Origin of the sequence: uncultured Methanospirillum sp. (assembly GCF_963668415.2) — an archaeon.
Lineage (GTDB): Archaea > Halobacteriota > Methanomicrobia > Methanomicrobiales > Methanospirillaceae > Methanospirillum.
Window position 1 is genome coordinate 472,849 of record NZ_CAXXDL010000001.1, and the last position, 12,098, is coordinate 484,946.

A 12,098-nucleotide genomic window follows, 5' to 3' on the forward strand; every position below is an offset into this window, starting at 1 on the left:
AAATGGAGATTATATTATTCGAGGTCTTGAAACAGGGCACTCGTTGAATTATCGCTCTTCACACTCGGGACTGTATCGATATCAAGGTACTGACCCTTCTTCTTGGTGTAATTCGGCCAGGTGATATTCATTCCACCGTTTGGATCTCCGGTCTTTGCAAACCGTGTCCAGAGATCTACCACATTCCCGGCCACTACCGGATCTGAAGGTACTCCTGGAACTCCAAACAGCAGTAAGGTCTCACTTCCATGAAAGGCACCTGATGGCTGACCGGGAATGACATATGAATACCGGTACAGATACGTATCAGGGGTGATGTCCCCCATGGATCCAGCTGCAAACTTCACCGAATCACTGAAATCATAATCGGTCATGATCTCTGCCAGTCGGAGTTGCACTTCTGAAGTTGAATTCGCAGGATATTTTTCAAGAACTGCACCGGCCTCATCGCCGAACCGGTTTGTAAGGAAAGATATGTACTCAGGAACCGTCATATTGGCATCAGCCGCAAGAGTTGCTCCGTCATTGGCGTTGTTCCCGATCATAAGAGGGACCGCATTTTCCTGGAGGAGACGGAACATGGTGTCCAGGGTGTCCGGGATAACCCATCCATCAATTGTTGGCTCAAACATGACCGTGTGGGTAGTCCGGAATGAGGACGGTGACCACGGTGTTGCATTGATCAGGTCTTCGGGACTGATATTTCGCATCTGCTCAATGGCATCAGGTCCGGAGTAGCCAAGGTTTTGTGCAAACCATTCACCAAATTGTTCAGCATTCTCCTTGGAATGGGTGGCATTAATGATGGCCCCGTTTGCCCAGAAAGGACCACTCTGGACAATTGCCTGCTGGTAAAGGCCCTTACTCTCCGGGCTTATCAGGTGGATCAGAACACTTTCACCGCCTGCTGACTGCCCGAATATTGTCACCCTGGACGGATCACCCCCAAACGATCCGATGTTACGCTGAACCCACTGCAAGGCAGCGATCTGATCGAGAATTCCATAATTTCCTGAACTATTATGGATAGATTCGGAATCGAGTTCAGGATGGGCGAGGAAACCCAACGCTCCAAGCCGGTAATTTGGAGTGACCACGATGACGCCTTTCTCTGCCAGAGCGGTTCCATTATAGACCGGCATGGATCCAGCCACATCAGCAAATCCCCCTCCATAGAAAAAGACCATAACCGGTAGCTTTTCGTCATCACTCTTTGCCGGGGTCCAGACATTGAGATACAAGCAGTCCTCACTCATGTTGAGCGGCTCAGAACCTGATGAGGGAGTCTTATCGGTGGAAACCCGCTGAGGGCAGGTTGCAGAATATTCCTTTGTCTCTTTCACATCATCCCAGGGTATCACAGATGCTGGCGGTTTCCATCGCAGTTCTCCGGTTGGTGGTGCAGCAAATGGGATGCCGTGAAAGACACGGAGATTATCCTGCTGAAAACCCGATATCAAACCAGCATCTGTCTTTACTATTGTTGATGGTGATTCATTCTGAGAAGAACCGGCAGAGATACCAACGATTACCAGGCAGACCATTAAAACTGAAAGAATTACCAGATTATTATTCATATAGATCCCAATCTCCCGCACTACCAGATAGAAGAGCCTGATTCTCAAAGAATGGTGATATCCCGGAAAACTTGGCACCGTGGGTGACGTGGAAATTCTACCCTATAGCACTCGTGAGTATGTAGCAGAAAAAGAGTTAAGGTTATGGATCTGGAAGGGATACAGGATATCGAACAGGCTTCGTTTTACATGATATCCAGAACCTTCCGATACGATCATTTCTGATCTATTCGATATTGATATCCCGGCAAATGAAGATGTATGAATATGGATCATGCACAAGAGGCAGTTGACCTGCTAGCTGAAGGGTATACCTGTTCACAGTCTGTCTTTTCTGTGTATGCAAAAGAACACGGACTTGACCCGGTTCTGGCACGGAAGATCGCAACAGGATTTGGAGGAGGGGTTGGCAGGACCGGGAATTTGTGTGGGGCAGTGAGCGGTGCCATACTGGTTCTCGGTCTTATCAGGGGGATGAACTCTCTTGATGAACCAGATTGGCGTGACAAAAGTTATGCCCTTGACAAGGAGTTTATAGAGAGGTTTCTTGCAAAATTTGGGTCAATCCAGTGTCCTGATCTCCTGGGGTACAATATGGCAATTCCGGAGGAGTTTGCAGAATCAAAGAGGGTTGGAGCGGCGAAGAAGGTGTGTCCTGAACTGGTCCGGGGAGCTGCTCAGATCCTTGATGAGATGTTAAATAGTAAATAATTCGTGAGTAGCCCGTTTCTGACCGGCATAATTGCTTTCCAATAGGGACTTAAAGGAACACAAATAAAGACACATGAATGGAGAACTATTCATGAAACCGATCTTTTCCCTCGTTATGTACTGCCTCCTGGTAACACTGGTTTTAGCAGGAGTTCATGCTGATTCGGCAGATGATTTCCTCAACACAGGAAATACACTACTTTATAAAAATAATGACTATTCCGGTGCATTGGATGCGTATGAACAAGGTATCCAATTAAATTCAACTAATACAGCACTATGGAATGGTAAAGCCTACGTTCTTCAAAAATTAAATCGCTATACCGAAGCACTTGATGTAGTGAATAAAGCTCTTGAGCTTAATCCTAAAAATCCTCAGGCATTAAACACGAAAAAGTCAATATCAGATCATTTGGGAAAAGAGACCTTCTTCAAAAACGGGAGCGATTCTCTGTTTAACCAGGGGAGTGATTTACTTACAAAGGAGGATTATTCTGGAGCTTTAAAAATATTTACCCAGGATACTCAAGAAAATCCAGAAAGTGCTGATGCATGGACAGGAAAAGGATATGTCCTTTCTACATTGGACAAGGATAGTGAAGCTATAGATGCCTTAAACAAGGCACTTGAGTTGGATCCAGATAATTCATTTGCGAAAGAAACGATAGAAAATTTAGTTAAGCATTTGGATGATAAAGGAAATGCCCTCATAAAATCCAATAATTTTTCAGGAGCAATGGAGATAATAAATTTAGCAATTCAAGCAAATCCGAAGGATGTTGTCGCATTAAATAATAAGGCCTACATCCTGGAGAATACGGATAAATATGACGAAGCACTTGAAGTCATAAATCAGGCTCTTGAAGTTAATCCGCAGTTTGCAAGTGGCTGGCTAACGAAAGGATATATTTTGAGTGGATTGGGTAAAACAGAAGAGGCATTGAATGCTTTCAATGAAACCCTGAAATTAAATCCAGATAATAAGAATGCAAAATGGGGGATTGATAATATCCATAAGAATCAGACATCCCGATAAATTTTTAATTCTTTCTTTTTTTACGCAAATAATTCTAATTGAATTCTGGAGGATGCCAAGAAAGATTAGGTATTGACCAAGAAAAGAAAGACTACATTTACACAATTCACATAGGTGATAATAGAATTATATTTTAAAAACCCCGCCAACAGGCGGCTCGATAATGGGCCCGCGGAGATTCGAACTCCGGACCTCCACCGTGTAAAGGCGCTACTTATCTTCTGTAACAGTATGCTCATAGGGGTTATTTTTTGTATGCTTAATATTATAATTATTATTATTGGTTTTAAACCCGCAAATGTCTCGAATTGTCGCAATAAGTACATTTAATTCACAGATAAGGTGAGACGTCGGTGTAAACCCAACATTTTTTTGTTCTGAAATAATTAATAAAAGGAATGAACCAGAAAATTTATACAATGCAAAAGTTCTTCCTAAAATATTCTTTTCTTCACGTGGCATCAGTAAATACGGTAAAATATATCCCTTTTTAGGTTCTAACTTCTTCGCTTGAATTAAACCTAGAAAATTCATAAACTATCATTGTTTATGAAAGAAATAAAAATAATGATATATTTTTTTCGAAATTCCTTGTTTAAATAAGGTAACCATAAATTACAATACTAATAATCCTATATACTATGATAACTCCAGATATTGAAGAATCGATTTCACATTTGGAGACTATTAGACAAAATTTATGGTATGGAAATCAATATAGAAGAAAATTTGGAAAAGCAGCATTAATGATTGGTGCCGGATTTAGCAGGAATGCTAAAAAAGCTCTTACAAACACACCGGAATTTCCATTAAGCTATGATATTTGTAAAAAATTATTAGAAAAATTGAGACCTATAGAATATCACAAAATCTTACAATATGATAATGGTGAAACATTTTTTTCTAAATATGAAATATCTGAATTGTCAAAAGAGTTTGTTGATCCGACATTCCGCAGAGATCTCATAACGAATAATATTTTTCACAATGCGGCCCCAAGAACCTAATAATTTTTATGAGGATGTCATTAAGATTCAAAACTTTCGTGACTATCATTCCCTCGATTCGAAGTGATATTTCTTTTACCCTTCTGAAAAGGAAAAATATCCATCTCATCGTTGGTTTTTGTGTTGGCTTTCCCGTCTGATCAGGTATGGTTTCGTTCGCTTCTCTCAGCCCTTTCCTCAGTCTGTATTCAGCAACAGCGTAGACATAAAGGCAGAGAACCATTACCATTGCCAACGCCTGAATTCTTCCAATATTCTTCAAAAACACGTCTGAAACCCTGAATGTTTTATCTTTCAGGAACCTGAATCCCTTCTCCACCTGTGACTGTCCCTTATAATAACTCAAAGATGTATCAGGATCCAAATCCAGATCATTCGTCGCAAGAATAAACCTTCCAAGGATTGATCGTTCTTGTTCGATAAGTACCTGGTTGAGAGATATTTCTGCGTTAACAATGAACTTTGTCACAAGCTGTTCATCTTTCTTAGGTCTTCCCCGTTTTTTCTCTAATCGCTCTCTGACCTGGTCAATCGTGAATGAACTGAAAATTACTTTAGGATGGTTCTGTATCCATTCTTCTGCAACCATTTTTGCATCTGGTTCACAAGCAAATCTTTGAGAACATAAGTGTTTGAGCGATTTTTTTGTCTTCTCAAATTCAATCAGGATTCTCTTCTCGAAATCAGGTTCTTTCTTCTTTTGTTGTTCATTTGAATGAAATACGGTCCAGTTCTGGGGTATTCCTGCATATTCAGATTTTGCAGTAAACCATGAGTATCGCTCATCCTTACATGGGATGAAGAGTTCCGACGTATTCCTAAGAACTATCGCTTCAGATATCGTCATTGGAACTCTGCTTACCCAGAATGTGTGAAGACCTAATGTCTGGATATTGTCTTCAGTATAAAATGCAGCATCCGCCACGTGAATCACTTTTTCACCGGTATTTAGATTCATACGGACCTTATTGATTATTTCAAGTAATGCTTTCTTGTCAGATTCGTTCCCTGAAAAGGTTTGAAGCATGAGGGGGATGCCATATTGATTTGTTGCCATTCCCAGAGAAAACCGTTTCAGATCCCAACGACCATCCTTGGGATGACCATGAGTTATTGAGATTTCCTGACTTTGGCTTTCTCCATCATATTCGCCATACACACTGAAATTTGTTGTATCGGCATTAACAAGATGGATTGAGAACTCTTCATTTTCCAGCGAAGGGAGAATGATCTGATTGAAGAGTTCTGTTTCACCGTATGCATGTATTGTATCAAGAGTTCGACCAATTACATCATCATTGAAGTTGGTTTCACACACATCTTGGTGAAATAGTCGTTCAACGGCAATGTCTGTAAAAAAACCTGGAAAAAGATAAAGACGGCGTTCAATATATCCGAGGCCATTGATTACCATTCCTTTAAGGGCATCACCGTGAGTGAGTTTATGTTGTCCATTTTTAGGGATGAGATTGTCTACGATCTCACTAATTTTTAATGAATCATAACATCCAGCAACCAGTCCTAAATGACCGATTGTTCTATCTGAACCTGAAACGAAGATATCATCAAAATCCATTGAATATACAGTGATCGACGTACTTAGATAAATAATTTACCTTTTTATATAATTAAAGAAGTTGCGAAGATCTGCGGAATGTCGGTTGATTCATTTAAAAGGCCTGAACTAAATAAGTTATTACAACATATAATTCCTGATCTTCAATATATCCCCACAGAAATATTCTGTGATTTATTAGAATTACCTTGGGCAGATATTTTTACAACAAATTATGATACTCTTTTAGAAAGGACCCTATCAGATTTAAGTTTAAGACATTATGACGTTGTTTATACTCAAGATGATATTTCACTAAAAAACCAACCACGAATTGTAAAATTACATGGCTCTTTTCCATCATACACTCCATTTATAATTACCAAAGATGACTTTGAAAACTATAAAGACAATTTTGGTGCTTATACGAATTTTGTTCAACAATCAATTATGGAAAATACACTATGTTTGTTGGGATATAGTGGAAATGATACAAATTTTAAAAAGTGGATTCACTGGGTTAATGAAACACTCAATGAGGCAATGAGACCTGTTTATTTAATTGGTTCTCTTGAATTGTCTGAAGATAGGATACAAGAATTAAGATCACAAAAAATTATTCCTATTGATTTAAAACCTATTTTAAATATTCGAGGAATAAATACAAACTATCACCAAAACTCAGTAAATTTATTTATCGAATTGATGTCTTATGGAAAACCCCTATCTCTTTCATATTGGCCAATATCAGAAAAAGATAGAATTAAACCGATTTATAAAATTCTTTTAGATCAATCTAATTTAATAAACATAACTGAAGGCCAGAATCAATTAGAGAATAAGGCTGATGAACAAATCAGATCCTGGAGAAAGGATAGGGAGGATTACCCAGGATGGGCTATTTGTCCCCTAAAGAGCCTTCATCAGGTATATTTTTCGTTATACCAAAATTCTAATTTCATTGTAAATTATATATCTCATCTATCATCAGAATTACAACTCTATTATCTTTATGAGCTAGTATGGAGAACAAATATTGCTCTGCTCCCATTAGATGAAGAAATCATTCCAATAGTCAAAACAGTAATTAATGATTATTATCCCTTCTTATCAAGTAATGATAAAAAAATTGCAGATAAGGAAAATATCGACAATTCAGAAATTAATATAGATTTTGATAAAACTAGGGAATTATGGATCTACATTAGTTTGTCACTATTAAGGCATTATCGAGAAAAAAATGATGATGAAAATTATTCAATATTAGTTAAAGAAATAAAAGAAATCATATCAAAAGATGATTTATTACTCAACTTTTTTTACAATGAATTGTGTATATCTGCGTTGAATAAACTAGATTATGACTTATTGAATATCTATCTCGAGGAGTGGTCTATCTCATCAAATTTCCCATTTTTTTATCTCTATAAGGCGAAATATCACATCGAAATCTGTCATTATAAAACAGCCGAAGAACTAATTAATAAATCTGAAACGGAAATTCGTTCTCATATTAACCGTACATCAGAACCTTTTACGTACTTATCTCAGGAAGGATGGCTAATTTTCCTTAATAAATTTTTGACTAAATTTTGCAACTATCGAACAAAAGAAAAAATAGATAAAGATAATGAACGATTGATATTTTTAAGAGATTATGGTTGTAATCCAGTAGATATAATTAACGATTATCTTAATGATGTAAGAAATTTTCTGACAAACAATGACTCAAAATTAGAAAGCGAGCCATTTGATCTCTTTGTTAGAAGAGAATTCATTTCTAATAGTTTTTCCTCTAATATTTTTAAAGAAAAAGATATTATTGCATATAAATGGTTTCGATTATTAGAGGAAATTCCTATACCATGTAAATGTGGATATTATACCTTTGAAAAAAAGACGACTTTAGATTTATTCCCATATTTAAAGGATAGTTATTTACAGGTTTTTTTATATTATATTAAGTTCGGTTGTAATTCAGATGAGATTAATATAACCTGGTCTGATATTGTATCATTGGATAAGAAAACAGTATTATCCACATATGAAATACTAATTAATTCTATTAATAATTCCATTATTATTTATGAATTCTTATTCGACAAACCAAGAGAAAATTACGGACATATAATAAATATTTTAAAGATTGCTCCTGAATTATTATCACGATTATCAATTCACTTAGAAGAGTTCCAAATAAACGAAGTAATTGAAATTTATATAAAGTTGTTGCAATCCAAAAAAATTCAGCAGGATGAATCAATTACACAAAATCATAAAGATATATTTCCAAGAATATTGGACTCAGCATCAGATTCAATAATCATTGAGAAGATGCCTCAATTGATAAATCTGCCAGTTCCAGGAATCGGTCATTTTAGCGACATTGATGAAAAAAAATGGAATGAACCGTTTAATGATATTTCTTGGATCCAATATAGAAATATCTCTCAAAAATCAATTACTGATGAGTGGAATGAATCTATTGATAGATTATTAAATAATATGGTGGATTCGACAGATGTTTCAAGATATTATTTATTATTACGATTAAGCTTATTAATTCAGGGGAGATGCATTTCAGATTTTGTTAAAGAATCGATTATAGAATCTCTAAATATCCTTATTAATGATTCAAAAATTGAGGATCCAAGAGCATCACGATTGATTCAAAATGTTCTAAACCTAATCAACCCCGAATTAGGGAGGAATAGTAACGTAATATCTGAATATTTGGACAAATTTGAATTTCCCAGAACAATAACTCGGACAAATAATGGGGTAACATCAACATCAGGTTTAGGTAATTTTTCATATGAATTATTGAATTTTCAAAATACTGGATATGTTTATTCGAACGAAGAAATAGAAAAAATTTTGCAAAAGTTTATCTCTTTTTGGGACAGTGAAAAAGAATGGTTAATTAACAAAGATACGCTTATTATTTCTCTTTCATTTAAGACAATAATGGATTATGCTTTAGAGGTTTTAGAGAGAATTGTTTTACCTCGAATAACCTCAACATCGAAACAATTCATAAATGAGGTAAATAGGATAATTATTATAGAGTTCCCGAAATATGACATAGATAATCTAAAATATTTACCCTATATGGCTGCGATTTTACCAGATCAAATGGATTTTGTTACAAAGAAGCTTCGTCAATCGATTAACTCAAATCAAATCGAGATTATTAAATCGAGTATTAGTTCTATAATAAATTGGATCCAAATCTATCAAATGAAGGATAAATTAGAAGATTTAGAAGAAATACTAAATATATATTTTGAAATATTTGAATTTAGAATAATCACGCCTCTCAAAGAGTGTTTGAAGTGGTTACCATATCTATTAAAGAATTATCCCTCAGTATTTACTGATAAGCGAATTAAGGTTATATTAGATGCAATTGACTATTTTATAGATTTTACAGATTATTTAAAAGGAACTATTAAAAGTGGCAAAGAAAAGGTAGAATATCGATTAATCTGCTCCCAAATTGTATCAATAATTAGAATAAGTTATTATGCAAATGATTATAGTAAAGAACCAATATTAGAGAAGTATCATAAAATTTTTGGTTCAGACTTAATACCAGTTGTGAGAAGAAGTTGGAATATAAAGGAAATTTAACTCGTTAATTTGTTTTTTTCTCAATTGGAAAAATCTGAAATATAAAATATGAATATTTTTTTCCCCATAAAATGACTCTATTGAAACCCTCCAATAGAGACAACAATAGAAGATAGAAAGATAGGAGGTTTTTCAATATCTATAATCATTTTATCTAAACTCATCAGATAGGATAACAAGAACTTACTCCATTACCTGTTTCTGAAGATTCAAACAGAGATGACCTTCAGGTATAACTTGATTCCTGCACGCCTCATCGATAAGATGCATACCATCATCTGACATTGTAAAATTCACATATTCTGCAAATGTCCAGTTCAGTGATATATTCCTTCCATCATCAGAAACAAATCCTTTAAGATATACTTTCGAATCAGGTTCAGTAATCACATTAAAAAATCCTGATACTTCTTTACCGGCCTGAAAAAGGGTCATAACGATATTATCTACAATCCATTCTCCAGACCAGATCGCATCTGTCTGCACCTCACTGCCGTTCCGTGTGGAATTGTAGGTCATGACAAACGGTTGTTCTGTAGGGACAACAGGATCAAAGGTCTGGAGTCCGGACAGTTCCATTTTGTCATCAGACATCTGTATCTCCATGGTTCCAGTCATATTTTTGAAAGTAATCAGACGGGTTTTGTTGTCTGATGCCATTCCCTTAAGTTTCACAGGAAAGAATGATTCCTTATCGAAAGGAACTCCGGTTAATGTAATTTCTGATCCTTCCTGTACTATTGTGAAGGTATAATTGGCATCAGTCCAGATTCCGGAAAAGCCTTTTTCTGCAGTATCGTTGTCTGCCATGGTGGTTCCGATCAGTAACAGAATTCCAGCAAGAACCAATCCGATCATACGAGTGTATTTCATATGGCTTTGGACACCTGTCTGGTTAATACGGACTGGGGATAATTAAAAATTTCTAAACCCTCTTCAACCTTTGAGCAGAAATTATCCAGTGAATAGAAATGAAGCGTGAATTACTCATAACTAGCCAATATCAAAACGGTTCTTGGTTAAGCCTAAAAAACTTAAAAAAATCCAGGGTCTTGTAAAAAAACTATGGTAATGGTTCTCCGAAAAAAGAATATCAATTCAATATTCAAGAGAAAAATATCCAAAAATTGAAACAAACGATATATGGGCCCGCGGAGATTCGAACTCCGGACCTCCGCCGTGTAAAGGCGGTGTCATAACCAACTAGACCACAAGCCCTGCCCTATTAGGTTACCGGTTTACAGATTTATACCCGTAGGTTCCGAAGACATCAATTCAGCCCATGAGTCACGTGAACATCAAAGAGCCCCCGGGCCGAGAACATCTCATGATTATCGATCCTCCGGCCCTGTTCGTCAAAACTCACGTCAAAATTCGTCTGAACGAAACCCCGACCCATATAACTCCGGGAGGCATCACGCTTCAGACCCGCGGAAAGCAGGGCGCTCTCATCAGAACTGCTGACTGAGGCAGAGTCCTCTGATCTCTCTGACAGCGTCGGTATATCCGGAGTCGGGGTTGCAACCGGTGAGGCCGCCTTCTCCTCCTCTATCATATCCATCATCATCAGGCGGTATTTGGTTGGAATGATCATCGTGGGCGAATGCTGCTCTGATGCTCCATACACAGGCACAACCAGTAAAGCAAACAGAAAAACCAGAAGACCAAGAAGAATAACCCACCCACAGATTCGCATACTGACCCCCGGTATTCAGGCAGAACTCAGAGTGACCCCCCGTCACCCCGACCTGCCACGGTATACAATACTTACTTCCTTGAGAAAAATACTCTCTGGTTCGTCATCCTGACCGGGCGATATAGGTCAGGAGATCCTGGCCCCTGAATACCGTGGATCTTCCAATCTTCTGGAATCCAATCCTCTGTTCCTTGACATACTTCCTGATCGTTGAGATCGAGAGGTGAAGCAGAGCAGCAGCCTCGGTCTGCGAGTACACCTGCTCCGGATTTATTCGCCCGATAGAATTCATATCAACCGAGGTCATCACCGGAGCGATCGGTTTTCTGATCCTGACAAGAGCCTCATCAGAGACCGAACCTGCAAGCGGTTCCTCACTGTCAATGACTGCAGACAACCCGGAAGCAGGAGAGAAGGTTGTCTGAATCGCAACAGACTCATGCGGTACCTGGGTCACAGAGCGTGATACCCCGGCAGTATACTCAAGAACTGAAAGCCGTTTCTGAAGATCAGCAAGAAGCAGATCGTGAGCAGAGATCCTGGACTCCAGAAGAGAGACAGAACCCTCCCTGGCCACTCCAGGCTGTATCTCCGGTGCCTGTATACCAGCCGGAGTTCCTGCCGTCCAGTCAGAACCAGCATGAAACGCCTTGCAAAATGACCCAAGCACATCCCGTACCAGGACAGACAAGGTCGTCTCACGTGACTCGGCAATCCCCAGCAGATCGTTGATCAGATCCTTATCGAGAGAAACGGTGACATCTTCGCGTATTACAACCGGACCATCCTGCATATTGACACCATGAAACGTATACCAATAATCTCTCCTGCAGACTTAATCAATGAACCGCTGCTCAGCAGCATTTATGACGTTAACCTTATG

The 12,098-nt window shown here is 37.8% G+C and carries 10 protein-coding genes and 1 tRNA gene; 4 read left to right on the forward strand and 7 right to left on the reverse strand.

The window, feature by feature from the left end; genetic code table 11:
- Positions 1-14: 14 nt before the first annotated feature.
- Entirely contained in the window at positions 15-1,577 is a 1,563-nt protein-coding gene (locus tag ACHZA2_RS02230) for a carboxylesterase family protein (protein WP_319578358.1), read from the reverse strand.
- Positions 1,578-1,844: 267 nt separating this feature from the next.
- On the opposite strand from ACHZA2_RS02230, the gene ACHZA2_RS02235 reads away from it, so the two are divergent.
- Positions 1,845-2,288, forward strand: coding sequence for a C-GCAxxG-C-C family protein (locus ACHZA2_RS02235; protein WP_319578359.1), 444 nt, complete (start codon positions 1,845-1,847; stop codon positions 2,286-2,288).
- Between the two features lie 91 nt (positions 2,289-2,379).
- Positions 2,380-3,324 carry a tetratricopeptide repeat protein gene (locus tag ACHZA2_RS02240; RefSeq protein WP_319578360.1) on the forward strand — a complete coding sequence of 315 codons (945 nt, stop codon included), beginning with the start codon at positions 2,380-2,382 and terminating at the stop codon, positions 3,322-3,324.
- A gap of 210 nt (positions 3,325-3,534) precedes the next feature.
- Here the strand turns inward: ACHZA2_RS02240 and ACHZA2_RS02245 are convergent, their stop codons facing one another.
- The gene (locus tag ACHZA2_RS02245; RefSeq protein WP_319578361.1) at positions 3,535-3,858 is read right to left on the reverse strand and encodes a hypothetical protein; all 324 of its coding nucleotides are present in this window, start codon (positions 3,856-3,858) and stop codon (positions 3,535-3,537) included.
- Positions 3,859-3,965: 107 nt separating this feature from the next.
- Here ACHZA2_RS02245 and ACHZA2_RS02250 point away from each other — a divergent pair, with 107 nt between their 5' ends.
- Positions 3,966-4,331 (forward strand): hypothetical protein, encoded by a 366-nt coding sequence (locus tag ACHZA2_RS02250; protein ID WP_319578362.1) that lies wholly within the window; start codon positions 3,966-3,968, stop codon positions 4,329-4,331.
- Here ACHZA2_RS02250 and ACHZA2_RS02255 read toward each other — a convergent pair.
- The gene (locus ACHZA2_RS02255) at positions 4,288-5,907 is read right to left on the reverse strand and encodes an IS1634 family transposase (RefSeq protein ID WP_319578363.1); all 1,620 of its coding nucleotides are present in this window, start codon (positions 5,905-5,907) and stop codon (positions 4,288-4,290) included. The genes ACHZA2_RS02250 and ACHZA2_RS02255 overlap by 44 nt on opposite strands.
- A 78-nt stretch (positions 5,908-5,985) precedes the next feature.
- Here ACHZA2_RS02255 and ACHZA2_RS02260 point away from each other — a divergent pair, with 78 nt between their 5' ends.
- Positions 5,986-9,519 (forward strand): SIR2 family protein, encoded by a 3,534-nt coding sequence (locus ACHZA2_RS02260; RefSeq protein WP_319578364.1) that lies wholly within the window; start codon positions 5,986-5,988, stop codon positions 9,517-9,519.
- Positions 9,520-9,702: 183 nt separating this feature from the next.
- Here ACHZA2_RS02260 and ACHZA2_RS02265 read toward each other — a convergent pair whose 3' ends face one another.
- The 4 genes from ACHZA2_RS02265 to ACHZA2_RS02280 form a co-directional block, all read right to left on the reverse strand.
- Positions 9,703-10,392 carry a hypothetical protein gene (locus ACHZA2_RS02265; RefSeq protein WP_319578365.1) on the reverse strand — a complete coding sequence of 230 codons (690 nt, stop codon included), beginning with the start codon at positions 10,390-10,392 and terminating at the stop codon, positions 9,703-9,705.
- 271 nt (positions 10,393-10,663) lie between these two features.
- A tRNA-Val gene (locus tag ACHZA2_RS02270) sits at positions 10,664-10,737 on the reverse strand.
- Positions 10,738-10,789: 52 nt separating this feature from the next.
- Positions 10,790-11,215 (reverse strand): hypothetical protein, encoded by a 426-nt coding sequence (locus tag ACHZA2_RS02275; protein WP_319578366.1) that lies wholly within the window; start codon positions 11,213-11,215, stop codon positions 10,790-10,792.
- Positions 11,216-11,318: 103 nt separating this feature from the next.
- Positions 11,319-12,008 carry a helix-turn-helix domain-containing protein gene (locus ACHZA2_RS02280; protein ID WP_319578367.1) on the reverse strand — a complete coding sequence of 230 codons (690 nt, stop codon included), beginning with the start codon at positions 12,006-12,008 and terminating at the stop codon, positions 11,319-11,321.
- Between the last annotated feature and the right edge of the window lie 90 nt (positions 12,009-12,098).